Annotated in this window: 14 protein-coding genes; 4 read left to right on the forward strand and 10 right to left on the reverse strand. The window is 50.5% G+C overall.

The window, feature by feature from the left end:
• Positions 1–44: 44 nt before the first annotated feature.
• Both yajL and panE read right to left on the reverse strand, forming a co-directional pair.
• On the reverse strand, positions 45–635 hold the full coding sequence (gene yajL / locus B4923_RS02995) for a protein deglycase YajL (protein ID WP_109052878.1): 591 nt from the start codon (positions 633–635) through the stop codon (positions 45–47).
• Entirely contained in the window at positions 598–1,506 is a 909-nt protein-coding gene (panE, locus tag B4923_RS03000) for a 2-dehydropantoate 2-reductase (RefSeq protein ID WP_109052879.1), read from the reverse strand. The genes yajL and panE overlap by 38 nt, the downstream gene beginning before the upstream one ends.
• A gap of 479 nt (positions 1,507–1,985) precedes the next feature.
• On the opposite strand from panE, the gene B4923_RS03005 reads away from it, so the two are divergent.
• Positions 1,986–2,477, forward strand: coding sequence for a YajQ family cyclic di-GMP-binding protein (locus tag B4923_RS03005; protein ID WP_109052880.1), 492 nt, complete (start codon positions 1,986–1,988; stop codon positions 2,475–2,477).
• Between the two features lie 64 nt (positions 2,478–2,541).
• Here B4923_RS03005 and B4923_RS03010 read toward each other — a convergent pair whose 3' ends face one another.
• From B4923_RS03010 to B4923_RS03045, 8 genes are all read right to left on the reverse strand, one after another.
• Positions 2,542–3,906 carry an MFS transporter gene (locus B4923_RS03010; RefSeq protein ID WP_109052881.1) on the reverse strand — a complete coding sequence of 455 codons (1,365 nt, stop codon included), beginning with the start codon at positions 3,904–3,906 and terminating at the stop codon, positions 2,542–2,544.
• A gap of 176 nt (positions 3,907–4,082) precedes the next feature.
• Complete coding sequence (cyoE, locus tag B4923_RS03015; protein ID WP_109052882.1) at positions 4,083–4,973, reverse strand: heme o synthase; 891 nt, start codon at positions 4,971–4,973, stop codon at positions 4,083–4,085.
• 14 nt (positions 4,974–4,987) lie between these two features.
• Positions 4,988–5,320: a cytochrome o ubiquinol oxidase subunit IV gene (locus tag B4923_RS03020; protein ID WP_109052883.1), complete on the reverse strand. Its 333-nt coding sequence runs from the start codon at positions 5,318–5,320 to the stop codon at positions 4,988–4,990.
• Positions 5,317–5,934 carry a cytochrome o ubiquinol oxidase subunit III gene (locus tag B4923_RS03025; protein ID WP_109052884.1) on the reverse strand — a complete coding sequence of 206 codons (618 nt, stop codon included), beginning with the start codon at positions 5,932–5,934 and terminating at the stop codon, positions 5,317–5,319. The genes B4923_RS03020 and B4923_RS03025 overlap by 4 nt, the downstream gene beginning before the upstream one ends.
• A complete protein-coding gene (gene cyoB / locus B4923_RS03030; RefSeq protein ID WP_109052885.1) occupies positions 5,924–7,915 on the reverse strand; it encodes a cytochrome o ubiquinol oxidase subunit I in 1,992 nt (663 codons plus the stop codon). The genes B4923_RS03025 and cyoB overlap by 11 nt, the downstream gene beginning before the upstream one ends.
• Positions 7,916–7,919: 4 nt before the next feature.
• Positions 7,920–8,882, reverse strand: a complete 963-nt coding sequence (cyoA, locus tag B4923_RS03035) for a cytochrome o ubiquinol oxidase subunit II (protein ID WP_109052886.1) — start codon at positions 8,880–8,882, stop codon at positions 7,920–7,922.
• 417 nt (positions 8,883–9,299) lie between these two features.
• Positions 9,300–10,784, reverse strand: a complete 1,485-nt coding sequence (gene ampG / locus B4923_RS03040; RefSeq protein ID WP_109052887.1) for a muropeptide MFS transporter AmpG — start codon at positions 10,782–10,784, stop codon at positions 9,300–9,302.
• Positions 10,785–10,846: 62 nt separating this feature from the next.
• A complete protein-coding gene (locus tag B4923_RS03045; protein ID WP_109052888.1) occupies positions 10,847–11,425 on the reverse strand; it encodes a lipoprotein in 579 nt (192 codons plus the stop codon).
• A gap of 326 nt (positions 11,426–11,751) precedes the next feature.
• Here B4923_RS03045 and bolA point away from each other — a divergent pair, with 326 nt between their 5' ends.
• The 3 genes from bolA to clpP all read left to right on the forward strand — a co-directional run bounded on the left by bolA (position 11,752) and on the right by clpP (position 14,691).
• Positions 11,752–12,066, forward strand: a complete 315-nt coding sequence (gene bolA, locus B4923_RS03050; RefSeq protein ID WP_109052889.1) for a transcriptional regulator BolA — start codon at positions 11,752–11,754, stop codon at positions 12,064–12,066.
• Positions 12,067–12,370: 304 nt separating this feature from the next.
• Entirely contained in the window at positions 12,371–13,675 is a 1,305-nt protein-coding gene (gene tig / locus B4923_RS03055; protein WP_109052890.1) for a trigger factor, read from the forward strand.
• A gap of 392 nt (positions 13,676–14,067) precedes the next feature.
• Positions 14,068–14,691, forward strand: a complete 624-nt coding sequence (gene clpP / locus B4923_RS03060; RefSeq protein WP_109052891.1) for an ATP-dependent Clp endopeptidase proteolytic subunit ClpP — start codon at positions 14,068–14,070, stop codon at positions 14,689–14,691.
• The last annotated feature ends 19 nt before the right edge of the window (positions 14,692–14,710 follow it).

Genomic DNA, 14,710 nt, shown 5'->3' on the forward strand with positions numbered 1-14,710 from the left:
AGAAACCCGTTCGGGTTTATTCTGTTTGCCCTGAAAAGAGGTAGTCAATCCCGGTAGTTGTAAATACCGGGCGGCAATATGAGCTGAGCGGCTATCTCCGCCGCTTTTGCCTTGCCCAGTAGCAGGTCGATCAACTTCAGAGCAAAATCCATACTGGTTCCCGGTCCCTGCGTGGTTAATAGATTGACGCGCGGATCGTAAACCACGCGTTTTTCCATCCACTTTTCAGGTGAGATCTTCTCTTTTAAATCCGGGTATCCGGTCATATTGCCGACGGGGAAAAGCTGGTGGTGTTCAAGCACCAGCGCCGGCGTAGCGCACATTGCAGCCACAATCTTTCCATCCTGATTGGCCTGACGGATACATTCCACCAATAGGGGGCTGTCCCGGAAACATTCGGCGCCTTTCAACCCGCCGGGTAACACCAGCGCATCAAAATGACGGTCCGCAACTTCCACCAACGGGGCGTCAGCCAGTAGCCGGACACCCCGGGAACAGGTGATTTCGAGGTTACCGTCACTGGCGACGCTGGCGAGAGTCACCTGAATTCCAGCCCTGACCAACAGGTCGATGGTCGTGACCGCTTCGGTTTCTTCGCTACCAGGAGCCAGACACACCAGTACCGACGCGCTCATATTCATTTTCCTTACGCTTGATTTGTTCGAAAAGGCGGCTATTTTCGGGTAGCGTCAGGCCGTGGATACGAGCCCGGCGCAGCAGATAGCCGGTAATATAGTCAATCTCGGTATGACGCTGCGCCATGATGTCTTGCAGCATCGATGACGTATTGGCCGCGGTATTCTGAATGATTTGTTCAATATAGAGCTGCAAACTGTCACGTGACGTATGAAACCCTTCACGATCCATCACATCGGCCACTTCCTGACAAAGCGATTTAATCTGTTCCGGATAAGCCCGCAATCCGCCATTCGTACACTGATAGATCGCGGTCAACGGATTGATGACGCAGTTGGCCGCCAGCTTAAGCCAGCAGGTCGCAGTAATGTTATTGTGCCAGGCTACATCAGGTAATGCCTGATGCAAAATTTCGGCAAAATGGCTTTGCTGGTCGCCATCATTAATCGATCCGATATGCGTGGTTCCTGGGGCCACATGAACCACCGTGGTCGCATCACGGCGCGCGGCGTGGGTGGTAATGCCGATAATCAAAGGTTGCCTGTGCGCAGGCAGTTCTTCGCGCGTGCCCATTCCGTTATGCAAAAGCAAAATGGTGCAGTGAGGGTTGAGCTGCGGTAGTAAGCCGGCGACGGCATCGGAAACCTGCCAGGCTTTCAATGTCACGAGCAATAGCTCGCTTTGCGCCAGATGATCGGGATCGTTCGCCGTCAGGTTAAGATTGCAGTGTTGTCCATTCAACATGATCACATTGACGGAACAAAATGGTTGCGGGATACGCAGCCACCCCTGAACATCATGTCCCTGCTGATGTAAAGCGGCAAGCCACAGCTGGCCGATGGCGCCGCAACCAAGAACGGTTATTTTCATTTGACTCTCCCTTTGTTATTGATACGGGAACTGTCGTTCTTGTATCGGCCATTCACAGACCATCATTCGCATCAATATCCATTTATACCCGTCATACTTCAAGCTGCATGTGCGTTGGCTGCGCTCAGTCACCCGACTCACTTACCTGAGTAAGCTCATCGGGATTAATGAGAGACATCCTGTCTCTCACCGAAGGCCAGCCGTTGGCTGTTCAAATTCGTTCCCGACGAATTTGTCCTTCCCTTGCCGCCTTCCTGCAACTCGAATTATTTAGGGTATATACCCGTTATCTTTCAACTCGCAACCGAGTTAAGAATCTTGTCCCAGTATCAGATGCTCTGTCTGGGTCTATCAGGCTAATCAGCGATGACAACAGGGTAAAAGCTGAGCGTAATAAACCTGATAGCGACTCGTATTTTGTTTATGACAGAGGAGCGGTTATTATGCTCGCCAGGTCAAACTTGTCAGGAGAACAAATTATGCCATCTTTCGATATTGTTTCGGAAATTGATATGCAGGAAGTTCGCAATGCGGTGGAAAACGCGACGCGAGAGTTGAGCACCCGTTGGGATTTCCGCAATGTTCCGGCCAGCTTTGAACTGAATGAAAAGTCACAGAGTATCAAGGCGGCCAGTGAGTCAGATTTTCAGGTTCAGCAATTGATCGATATCTTGCGTGAGAAACTGATGAAACGCGGCATTGAAGGCGGTTCGCTGGAAATCCCTGAAGAGATGGAGCATAGCGGTAAAACCTACAGCGTTGAGGCTAAACTGAAGCAGGGTATTGAAAGCACGCTGGCAAAAAAGATTGTGAAGCTGATTAAAGACAGCAAGCTGAAAGTACAGGCGCAAATCCAGGGTGAACAGATTCGCGTGACGGGGAAATCCCGTGACGATTTGCAAGGTGCGATGGCGCTGGTGCGCGGTGCCGATTTGGGGCAGCCATTTCAGTTCACCAATTTCCGCGATTAAAGTATTTACAGGCCAGCGTTCGCTGGCCTGTTTGTGTGATAGCGGGCAGGCACGCTCCCGTTTTTTATGACGGGCTGACCAATTCTTCCAACTGTTTTCTGCTGGTTTTTTTATTGTCGATTTTGACGTAGGCGCTGTATTCATCGGGTACGATGATCACTTCTGCCACCCCTGGCTGCGTGCGCATTTTATGCTCGAGTTCGTTGTCACTTAATGCCAAATCGGAAAGCGTAATTCTCAGGCTGCTCAAATATGGCGGCTCCTGCATGGTCAATCCGACCAGTAACCAGATGGCGGCAATGACGGTTCCCGCAATAAAGACAAATGACGCCCCGTACAGTTCGAAAAGCCCCCCGCCGAGGCTGCCGCCGATCGCCACGCCAAGAAACTGGGTGGTTGAATAGACGCCCATCGCCGTACCTTTATAGCCAGCGGGTGATTCTTTGCTGATAAGTGAAGGCAATAGCGCTTCCATCACGTTGAATGCCAGAAAAAATAACTGAATACCGAAAATAATCTGCCAGAGATGGTTTTCCGCCTGCCACAGCACCAGTTCCGCCGCGATGAGTACGGTGATACAACCGACAAACACCTGTTTCATCCGGCGTTTCAATTCGGCATAAATAATAAAGGGCACAACGCCGGCGAAGGAAATCAGCATGGTGACCAAATAGACTTTCCAGTGGTCCTGCGGCGGTAAGCCCGCTTTTTCAAGTACCCTTGGCAGGGCAACAAAGCTGGACATCAGCAGGATATGCAGACACATAATGCCGAAATTCAGCTTCAGCAGTCGGCTATTCGCCAGGACTTTATGAAAACTGCCGCTTACGATGGCCGATTCCCGATTGAGAATGTGCGCTGGCGCAGCGGGAATCATCGTGAGCGTGATGAAAATTCCCACCAGAGACAGCGCCGTAATGCCCCAGAAGAGCGCCTGCAATCCAAACGCATGCGTGACGATCGGACCGACAACCATGGCAATAGCAAAGGTAACGCCGAAGCTGACGCCAATAAACGCCATGGCTTTGGTGCGATTCTGTTCGCGCGTCAGATCGGAAAGCAGAGCCATGACGGCGGCGGATATTGCCCCCGAACCCTGTAAGGCCCGGCCAAGAATAATCCCCCAGATTGAATCGCTGAGAGCGGCAATGATGCTTCCCAATGCAAAAATCAGTAATCCGCCAACGATTAACGGTTTTCTGCCGACACGATCCGACAGCAGCCCAAATGGGATCTGAAAAATAGCCTGCATCAGACCATAGATGCCGATCGCAATACCGATAAGGGTTTCGCTGGCGCCTTGCAAGGCCATACCGTAGGTGGTCAGAACAGGCAACACCATAAACATGCCGAGCATGCGTAGCGAAAATACTGTTCCCAGTCCCCATGTGGCGCGCAACTCACCAGGCGTCATCTTGTTATCGTTCATTGATACCTCTGAAAAACAGTCGGCGCTATTCTAGTTCGTTACCCGCCCGGCAGTAAACGGGAGCTTTGTTACGTTATTTAGCGAAAGAGTTGAGAGAGGAAAAAAGAAAAACAGGCGGAGGAGCCGCCTGTTTTACATGATTTGATACTGCTTATCTCTGGTATTGAACCACGACGTTAACGTAAGTAGGTCAGCAAGACCTCATGTGCCGGAGCCATTGAGTCAACGGACATCATGACGCTCAGCGAAGTGATGGCGACAATGGAAAACACAAACAGTTTTCTTGCCCATACCCGGTCGTCATTGGCATTTTTATAGCCCGATAGCGCCATTCCCAACCACCACACGCTGACCGCTGCGGCGACAACCAGATATTTGTAACCGGCGTAGCCGCCCAGAGACAGCATCAGCGTGGCAATCATAAACGCGAGGATATAGAGCGTAATATGATGCTTTGCGACGGAAATCCCCTTAACCACCGGTAAAACCGGGATATTGGCGGCCTGATAATCTTTGAGCCGGAAAATGGCAATCGCGTAGGAGTGGGGCATCTGCCACAGACTGAAAATCAGCAGCAGAATCAGGGCGCCCGCATCGAACTGGTTACTGACGGCACAATAGCCGATAACCGGCGGCGCGGCGCCTGACAAACTGCCAATCAGCGTACCGTAAACAGAATGACGCTTCATATACAGACTATAAACACCGACATAAACCACAAATCCCATCACCGCCAGCCACATGGCCAGCGGATTGGCTGCGATATACAGTAGTGCGAAGCCTGCAATACCCAACAATGAAGCGTAAACCAGCGTTACCTTCAGTGAAATCAGTCCTTTTACCAGGACGCGATTTCTGGTTCTCTCCATTTTTTTGTCGATATCGCGGTCAATAACGTTGTTAAACACGCAACCAGACGCAACGACCAGCGATACGCCGAACAGGGTGGAAAGAAACAGGGGATAATCAATGCTGCCCTGGGCAGCAAGAAGAAATCCGCCAATCACAGAAATTAGATTACCGAAAATAATTCCTGGTTTAGTGACTTGCAGGTATTGCTTAATCATCTTTGACGGCTCTGTTACTGGATCATCATGTTGTGGTGTGCGCTCATCATAATCCAGATGGAACCCACGACGACAATCGCGATAATCAGGACGGTAAACACCAGGGCCACCACATTCCACCGTTCTTCAGACGACGTATTCAGATGCAGGAAGTACACCAGGTGCACCAGAATCTGGATAACCGCACATCCCAGAACGGTCAGAAGAATCACGTTATGTGAGGCTGAACCGGCCATTACTATGCCGAAAGGAATGACTGTCAGAATAACGGACAGAACAAATCCAATCAGATAGGATTTAACGCTACCGTGGCTGGCGCCAGCATGATCGGTTGTTGAATGACTCATTGCATCGCCCCCAGCAGGTAAACAACGGTGAATACACAAATCCACACCACGTCAAGGAAGTGCCAGAACAGGCTCAGGCACATCAGGCGGGTTTTGTTTGTTGACGTCAGGCCGCGTTTGGAAACCTGAATCATCATGATGGTAATCCAGATAAGGCCGGCGGTAACGTGGATGCCGTGCGTGCCGACCAGCGCGAAGAAGGCTGACAGGAACGCGCTGCGATCCGGACCGTAACCTTCGGCGATCAGGTGATGGAATTCATAGATTTCCATCGCGATGAACATCAGACCGAACAGGAAGGTCAGACCCAACCAGGCGTTGACCTGAGACTGGTTGCCTTTGTTCATCGCTATCATCGCCATGCCGTAGGTAATACTACTGAACAGCAGGGCGAAAGTTTCCACCAGAACGAAAGGCAGCTCGAAAATGTCCTTCCCTGTCGGACCGCCAGCGGTACCATTAACCAGTACTGCATAGGTTGCGAACAAAGACGCAAACAAAATGCAGTCGCTCATCAGGTAGATCCAGAAGCCGAATACTTTGGTGGCTCCGGCATCATGGTGCCCATGCTCGGCATGGGCGGCATTATGGTTAGTCAGAGTTTCAGTTGACATTTTTCAGACCTGCTTTGCTGAGTTGATCAAAATTCTGATTCTCAATTTGTTCAATTTCCTTAACCGGGACGTAGTAATCCACATCCTGATTAAAGCTATGCACAATCCAGGTCACAATCATGCCGGCAAAACCGATGATTGCCATCCACCAGATGTGCCAGATCATGGCAAAACCGAACACCAGGCTGAATGCAGAGATAATCACACCTGCGCCGGTATTCTTCGGCATATGGATCTCTTCATAACCAGCCGGTTTTTTGTAGGCTTCGCCTTTCTCTTTGGCATCCCAGAATGCGTCACGATCGTGAACGTGCGGTACGGTAGCAAAGTTATAGAACGGCGCCGGAGAGGAGGTGGACCATTCCAGCGTACGCGCATCCCATGGGTCGCCCGTCAGGTCGCGGTTCTGATCGCGGTCACGGATACTGATGTAGAACTGTACCACCTGACACAGCACACCAATACCGATCAGCACGGCGCCCATAGACGCGACAACCAGTAACGGGTGGAATTCCGGGTTGATTTGCTGGCTCAGACGACGGGTCATGCCCATAAAGCCCAGCGCGTACAGCGGCATAAAGGCGACAAAGAAGCCGATGATCCAGAACCAGAATGCGCGCTTACCCCAGGTTTCGTTAAGGGTGAAACCAAACGCTTTCGGGAACCAGTAAGTGATACCGGCAAAGCACCCAAACACCACACCACCGATGATCACGTTGTGGAAGTGCGCAATCAGGAACAGGCTGTTGTGTAAAACGAAGTTGGCGCCAGGCACGGCCAGCAGTACCCCGGTCATCCCACCGATGGAGAAGGTGATGATAAAGCCAGTGGTCCACAGCATGGCGGAATGCGACTGAATACGGCCCTGATACATGGTAAACAGCCAGTTGAAGATTTTAACCCCGGTCGGAATTGAAATAATCATGGTGGCGATACCAAAGAAGGCATTCACGTTCGCGCCAGACCCCATGGTGAAGAAGTGGTGCAGCCAAACGATAAATGACAGCACGGTAATGGCGATGGTTGCCCATACCAGCGAGGTATAGCCAAACAGACGTTTTTTACAGAATGTGGCCACCACTTCTGAATAAATACCGAACACCGGCAACACCAGAATGTAAACCTCAGGATGACCCCAGGCCCAAATCAGGTTGATGTACATCATCATGTTGCCACCCATATCGTTGGTAAAGAAATGGGTGCCGAGATAACGGTCAAGCGTCAACAGCGCGATCGTAACCGTCAGAATCGGGAATGCGGCAATAATCAGAACGTTGGTGCACAGCGCCGTCCAGGTAAATACCGGCATTTTCATCAGGGTCATGCCGGGCGCGCGCATCTTCATAATGGTGGCAAAGAAGTTTACGCCGGTCAGCGTGGTGCCCAGACCGGATATCTGCAAACTCCATATCCAGTAATCGACCCCGACTCCGGGACTGTACTCCTTACCGGAAAGCGGCGGATAAGCGACCCAACCGGTTTGCGCGAACTCACCCACGCCCAGAGAGAGGTTGATCAAAATGACGCCGACCACGAACAGCCAGAAGCTCAGGGAGTTCAGGAACGGGAAGGCAACGTCGCGGGCGCCGATTTGCAGCGGAACGGCGAGGTTCATCAAACCGACCACGAACGGTGTCGCCACGAAGAAAATCATGATAACGCCGTGGGCGGTGAAGATTTGATCGTAATGGTGGGCGTTAAGGAAGCCTTCTTGCCCGGCAGAGGCGAGAACCTGCTGGCCGCGCATCATGATGGCATCGGCAAAACCACGCAGCATCATCACCAGCGCGACGATGATATACATGATACCGATTTTCTTATGATCTACGGAGGTGAACCATTCGGCCCACAGCCATTTCCACTTGCCAAAGTAGGTTAGCGCCGCCAGCAGCGCCAGGCCGCCGACAATGATCGCCGCGACGGTGACCATGATAATGGGTTCATGATACGGAACCGCTTCAAGTGTAAGTTTTCCGAACATCGTATTATCCCTCGGCTCCTTGGTGCGAGCCATGCTCGCCCATGTTCATACTCTCATCGTGCTGCATGTTTTCACCGTGCTGCATGCCTTCACCATGATGTTGCATGTTCATGTCGTCGCCTGTGAATTTGCGAATAATATTGTTGAACAAATCCGGTTGAACACTGGAGAAGTATTCTACGGGATGATATTCACTTGGCTGAGCCAGTTGGTTGAATTCATCCATGCTGTTGAGTGTCTTGGAAGACGCACGGACGTTCGCAACCCACTGGTCGAACTCCTGCTGGGTCGGCGTGGCGATGGCGGTAAACTTCATGCCAGAGAAGCCTTTTCCGCTGTAACCACCGGAAATACCGTCATATTTGCCAGGCTCATTGGCAATCAGATGCAGCTTGGTTTGCATACCAGCCATTGCATAAATCTGTCCGCCAAGACGAGGAATGAAGAATGAGTTCATTACCGAGTCGGAGGTGATTCTGAACGTAACGGGCGTGTTCGCAGGGAAGGCGAGTTCATTGACGCTGGCGATCCCCAGATCCGGGTAAACAAACAGCCATTTCCAGTCAAGCGAAACCACTTCAACATTAATCGGCTTGATGTCTGATTCCAAAGGCTTGTACGGGTCAAGCGAGTGGCTCGTTTTCCAGGTAATGGTGGCGAGAATGATGATAATGATAATTGGCACGGTCCAGACAACGGCTTCAATCTTGTTGGAATGTGACCAGTTCGGAGTGTATTTCGCCTTTTCGTTGGAAGCACGGAACTTCCAGGCAAAGGCAATCGTCATTATGATGACGGGTATGACGACGATCAACATCAGCCCAATGGCAGTCAGTATTAACGATCGTTGCTCTAACCCGACCTGTCCTTTGGGATTCATCAATGCCATATCGCAACCGCTGAGTAGTGCAGTGGCTGCAAATAAAGACAACATCCCAAAAATTTTATTGTATTTCCTGAGTCTCATCTAGCGACCTCAATAACAAGGGCTCTATTGTCATTTCACGCGAGCGGGCATTTTACGGGAAGGTTACTGTACTGTAAACATGATTAAGAGTATGTCAGCCTGTTGTTGCTGTTTTTTGCCTTGATTGTCACAAAGGCAACATAAAAATAAAAAATGATGATATAAAACAGTGAATTAAAGTGTCGTGCCGATAAAAGTATGGATGGATAATAAAAAATTACAACCATGTACGAGTTTTATTTCCAGAACGGTAGTATTTTCTGCATCAACCAGTGATTCACCATAAAACAGAATTAGCTCGGAAAAATATTCATCGTGGTGAAATAAATCTTTTTCTTACTCAATTATTAAAGAGAAAAATAATTTTATAAGTGGATAAAGACGCGGGTAAGGCGTCTTTATCCCCAAAAACCCGGCTTACCGGGAGCCAGACAGGGGAGATTTCAGTGAAAGGTAGTCCAGCAGACTCCCTAACAGAATACCCAAAAGAGCCAGCCCGCAACCCGCGATTAACAAATACTCCGCCGTCAGCGCCTGGGCCGTCCATCCCAACGCATTGGTGATCAACAGCATCAACCACAATCCCAGCAGGCTTGACCCGATAGCGAGCATACGCAAAGCCGTTCTATAGTAATAAGGAAAGCTATTCCGTAACTGGAAACTATCGGTTTTCTGTGTATATTCCAGCGTATTGCGGCATATCAGCAACAGGAACAGGCCGGGCAACGCGGCAACAATCGAGAAGAGATAGAACCACGTCCATCCGTAGATTTCGACAAACCAGCCCGCAATTGGACCAACGTACACCCGGCCTACCGCAGAAAGGGCGGAGAGCAAGGCGAATTGGGTGGCGGAAAACGATTTGTTGCACAGCGTCATCAATAGCGCCACAAACGCCGCGGTTCCCATCCCGCCGCACAGATTTTCCAGAAACACGGCGCTGGCCATGGTAAACATATTTTTATCGGTAATGGCCAGCAGCCAGTATCCGGCGTTGGACACGGCCTGAAGAATACCGAAGAGCATTAACGCGCGGAACAGCGTCAGGCGCTGCATCAGCAAGCCGCCATAAATGGCGCCGGCAATGGTGGCAAACAGCCCCAGCGTTTTATTGACCAGACCGACATCGCCTGCGTTAAAACCGACGCCGCGGATCAGAAAGGTAGTCGTCAGGCTGGCGGCGAAGGCATCGCCCAATTTATACAACACGATAAGCAGCAGGATGAGCCACGCATTGTTACGTGCGAAAAAGTCGCGCAACGGGGCGACGATCGCCTGTTCCATAGAGCGTGGCGCCGGCTGAGTGTTATTCGGTTCCGGTGCCAGCAGCGTGGAAACCACGCCAATCAGCATTAATCCGGCCATGAGCCAGTATGTTGCCTGCCAGCCTAACAGCCGGTCCGCAATCCACAATGCCAGACCGCCTGAAACCAACATCGCCAGACGATAGCCCAGTACCGACGTGGCGGCGCCGGTGCCGCGTTCTTCAGGCGCCAGCAAATCTGTTTTATAAGCGTCAAAAACAATATCTTGCGACGCCGAGAAAAAAGCGACGAGTACGGCTAGCGCGGCGAGCCACCAGAGATCGCGGGCTGGATTCATAAACCCCATGCAGACAATGGCGACAATCAGCAATAGCTGGCTTACCAGCAGCCATCCGCGTCTGCGCCCCAGAAAAGGCGGGGTATAACGGTCCATCAGGGGAGACCAGAGGAATTTGAATACGTAGGCCTGACCAACCAGAGAGAAAAAACCAATGGTTTTCAAATCAACATTTTCAACGGTCATCCAGGCTTGTAACGTGCCAGAGGTGAGCGCCAGCGGCAATCCTGACGCGAAGCCAAGCAATAACAGAAAACGTGAATTGCGTTGGCTGAACAGATTGATGATACGACTAAACATGAAAGACCCTTTTCCGTTGCGCTGCGAGGAAAATCCGTGCGCAACGGAAGCGGATGAAAAGATTAACGCGCGTTTTCTTTAATGAAGGCGCTGACGCTGGTGTCCTGAGCCATGTCGTTAATGACATCGCTTAACACAGTATTAACGGCATTGGTAATGTTCTGATTGTTTGCGGTAAAGGCGCCCTGGACGCTATAGGTCGCACGGTAGTTTTTCACCTGCTTGTTGCCGTTTGCCGCTTGAGACAGGATAGAGATATCGGCTTTGGTGGTGATGTTGTAACGCAGGTTTCCTTCAGAAACATCGGCATACAGATTATTAACGACGATCTGTAACGCCACCGGGCCGCCAGTACCAATCATGTAGCCACGGGCTGTCATTTGTTTTTCCAGCGCTTCTTGCAACAGGAAACGCAGATCGCGCGAAGGGGTCAGCGTAATCAATTGCCCATCGCGGTTCACTTTAGCCAGTGCCTGATCGGCACGCTGATCGGCGCCGTTAATGCTGATAGTGACGCCCATCAGCGTCGGATCTTGCGACGGCAGGCTAATGTTCGGCGTAATGTTCAGCGTATTGCTTTTGGTGGCGCATCCGGCAAGCAGGATCACGGCCAGAAGTGGGAAAAATAATTTTTTTAACATTCGTATTTTCTCAGTAATGATTAGGGTGGTTAGCTGATAAAAATTCTTGGTATCATATCATTGCCGCTGACGGGGGAAAGAGCGGAGTGCAAGTAATTTATCCTGAAATGCATCTTTTCCTCTTCTTTGCCCTGGCAAAAATCGTTTTTATCACATCATTGCCACTGAAGATATGTCATCAGGTTGCGATGTATTATCTGTTAGCAGTTGTGTTATTTGACCATAACGGCTTGAAAAACAGCTAAGATTAAAGTGATTCGGGGATCTGTAAGTGACAGGCAAGTTTAGCTGGTATCAGACTTTTCCAAAGCCGAAAGGGTGGCCGTATGATGTGTGAAACGATAGAAGAAAAACTGCGTGTGGAATTTGAACCCATCCACCTGGAAGTGATTGATGAAAGCTATCGTCACAACGTGCCAGCGGGGGCGGAAAGCCATTTTAAGGTGGTTATGGTCAGCGATCGTTTTGTGGGGGAGCGGGTTTTAGGCCGCCATCGTGCCATCTATGCGGTGCTTGCCGCCGAACTGGCGAGTACGGTACATGCGTTGGCGTTGCATACCTATACGGTAACGGAGTGGAGCAGTTTGCAGAATGCCGTGCCTTCATCGCCGCCTTGTGGTGGGGCGGGTATCCTGTCGTAAGTCTGGGATATAACCCGTTTCGAACCTTTTCGGTACGGGTTATTCATAAAAGTGTGAATCTCTTGCTGCAATAGTCTTTCTGCCGTCCTCGACTCAACCTGTCTATATCGCTATAATGCCGCGTCTATTTTTCCGGAATGTATTCGGGACGCTTCTGACTACAGGGAACAAGGGCGGGTAAATACGCCATCGTCCGGTTCTGTGAGGCTTTTTTCAATACATGTCGACCATGTTTGGGCAGGCTTTGCTGTTGTGAGAATAGTTTTGGGGTTGACCGAGCACTGTGATTTTTTGAGGTAACAAGATGCAAGTTTCTGTGGAAACCACTCAAGGCCTTGGGCGCCGTGTAACGATTACCGTTGCTGCTGACAGCATTGAGAGTGCGGTTAAGAGCGAATTGGTCAACGTGGCCAAAAAAGTACGTATTGACGGCTTTCGTAAAGGCAAAGTGCCGATGAATGTTGTTGCTCAGCGTTATGGTGCCTCTGTGCGTCAGGATGTGCTGGGCGATCTGATGCAGCGCAATTTTGTCGATGCCATCATCAAAGAAAAAATTAACCCGGTTGGCGCGCCGAACTATGTTCCGGGCGAATACACCGTGGGTGGCGACTTCACTTACTCTGTCGAGTTTGAAGTGTACCCGGAAGTGGAATTGAAAGGTCTGGACGCAATCGAAGTTGAAAAACCGGTTGTTGAAGTGACAGAAGCTGATGTTGACACCATGCTGGAAACGCTGCGTAAGCAACAGGCTACCTGGAAAGAAACCGATCGCGCCGCCGCTGCTGAAGACCGTGTTACCATCGACTTTACCGGTACTATCGACGGTGAAGAATTTGAAGGTGGCAAGGCTTCTGATTTCGTCCTGGCAATGGGCCAGAGCCGCATGATCCCGGGCTTTGAAGACGGCGTTGTTGGTCACAAGGCTGGCGAAGAATTCACCATTGACGTGAACTTCCCTGACGATTACCACGCTGAAAACCTGAAAGGTAAGGCGGCTCAGTTCGCTATCGTTCTGAAGAAAGTGGAAGAGCGTGAACTGCCGGAACTGACTGAAGAGTTCATCAAGCGTTTCGGCGTGGATGATGGTTCCCAGGAAGGCCTGCGTGCCGAAGTTCGCAAAAACATGGAACGCGAACTGAAAGGCGCCGTTCGCAACCGTATTAAGACTCAGGTTCTGGACGGTCTGGTTAAAGCGAATGAAATTGATGTTCCGGCCGCACTGATCGACGGCGAAATTGATGTTCTGCGTCGGCAGGCTGCACAGCGCTTTGGCGGTAACGAAAAACAAGCGCTGGAACTGCCTCGCGAACTGTTCGAAGAGCAGGCAAAGCGCCGCGTCGTTGTTGGCCTGCTGTTGGGTGAAGTCATCAGCACCAATGAGCTGAAAGCGGATGACGCGCGCGTCAACACCCTGATCGAAGAGATGGCTTCTGCTTACGAAGATCCGCGGGAAGTGATCGAGTTCTACAGTAAAAATAAAGAGCTGATGAACAACATGCGCAATGTTGCTTTGGAAGAGCAAGCGGTGGAAACCGTGCTTTCCAACGCGAAAGTGGTTGAGAAGTCAGTCAGCTTCAACGAACTGATGAACCAGACTGCCAGCGCATAAGTATCATTCTGCCGCTGTATCAGGGAATATATTCCCTGACAACAAAGCCCGTGGCCTGATGGCGCGGGCTTTTTTCTGTTTGCAGCCATCGCTGATAACCGATTTGTCTTGAACAGGATGACCTGACTTGCACTATCATTAACAATAAAGAACGGATGCGTTTAGAGGCTGGGCGTTATTGCTGATAACTCTTTAATATAAAACAATTGATAGTGTAAGCTTGAAAAGCGAGGCGTGAGCCCCAAATAATTGGAATAACGGCGGGCGCATGAAGAGGCTTCGGTATAACCAGGTTGATTGAGTGACGCCGGTGCGTGAGCATGGTCATCACTCTTTATCTCAAGTAGAATCGAACCAGAATGACGCCGACGCATTTTATCTAGGAGACGTGAATGTCATACAGTGGCGAACAAGAAAGACAGGCACCTCATATGGCTTTAGTGCCGATGGTGGTTGAACAAACCTCTCGTGGGGAGCGTTCTTACGATATTTATTCCCGTCTGCTAAAAGAACGGATAATCTTCCTGACCGGTCAGGTTGAAGATTATATGGCAAACCTGATTGTGGCGCAGATGCTGTTCCTTGAAGCCGAAAATCCGGAAAAAGACATTTTCCTGTACATTAATTCTCCAGGTGGCGTCATTACCGCGGGTATGTCCATTTACGACACGATGCAGTTCATTAAACCTGATGTGAGTACGATCTGTATGGGACAGGCGTGTTCCATGGGGTCGTTCCTGCTGGCCGCAGGAGCAAAAGGCAAACGTATCTGCCTGCCGAATTCACGGGTGATGATTCACCAGCCGCTGGGCGGGTTCCAGGGACAGGCAACGGATATTGAAATCCACGCCAAAGAAATACTGAAAGTGAAAGCCAGAATGAATGAATTACTGGCAAAACATACTGGGCAGCCTATTGATGTTATAGAGAGAGACACAGAACGAGACCGTTTCCTCTCTGCCAATGAGGCAGTAGACTATGGTTTGGTAGACTCTGTATTCACGCACCGTGAATAATATTCTGCTATGTTAACAG

Source organism: Brenneria roseae subsp. americana (assembly GCF_003115815.1).
Classification (GTDB): Bacteria; Pseudomonadota; Gammaproteobacteria; order Enterobacterales; family Enterobacteriaceae; genus Brenneria; species Brenneria roseae.

Coding starts and splice junctions, on each gene's coding strand:
- yajL (WP_109052878.1), bottom strand. CDS start 635: ATGAGCGCGTCGGTACTGGTGTGTCTGGCTCCTGGTAGCGAAGAAACC.
- panE (WP_109052879.1), bottom strand. CDS start 1,506: ATGAAAATAACCGTTCTTGGTTGCGGCGCCATCGGCCAGCTGTGGCTT.
- B4923_RS03005 (WP_109052880.1), top strand. CDS start 1,986: ATGCCATCTTTCGATATTGTTTCGGAAATTGATATGCAGGAAGTTCGC.
- B4923_RS03010 (WP_109052881.1), bottom strand. CDS start 3,906: ATGAACGATAACAAGATGACGCCTGGTGAGTTGCGCGCCACATGGGGA.
- cyoE (WP_109052882.1), bottom strand. CDS start 4,973: ATGATTAAGCAATACCTGCAAGTCACTAAACCAGGAATTATTTTCGGT.
- B4923_RS03020 (WP_109052883.1), bottom strand. CDS start 5,320: ATGAGTCATTCAACAACCGATCATGCTGGCGCCAGCCACGGTAGCGTT.
- B4923_RS03025 (WP_109052884.1), bottom strand. CDS start 5,934: ATGTCAACTGAAACTCTGACTAACCATAATGCCGCCCATGCCGAGCAT.
- cyoB (WP_109052885.1), bottom strand. CDS start 7,915: ATGTTCGGAAAACTTACACTTGAAGCGGTTCCGTATCATGAACCCATT.
- cyoA (WP_109052886.1), bottom strand. CDS start 8,882: ATGAGACTCAGGAAATACAATAAAATTTTTGGGATGTTGTCTTTATTT.
- ampG (WP_109052887.1), bottom strand. CDS start 10,784: ATGTTTAGTCGTATCATCAATCTGTTCAGCCAACGCAATTCACGTTTT.
- B4923_RS03045 (WP_109052888.1), bottom strand. CDS start 11,425: ATGTTAAAAAAATTATTTTTCCCACTTCTGGCCGTGATCCTGCTTGCC.
- bolA (WP_109052889.1), top strand. CDS start 11,752: ATGATGTGTGAAACGATAGAAGAAAAACTGCGTGTGGAATTTGAACCC.
- tig (WP_109052890.1), top strand. CDS start 12,371: ATGCAAGTTTCTGTGGAAACCACTCAAGGCCTTGGGCGCCGTGTAACG.
- clpP (WP_109052891.1), top strand. CDS start 14,068: ATGTCATACAGTGGCGAACAAGAAAGACAGGCACCTCATATGGCTTTA.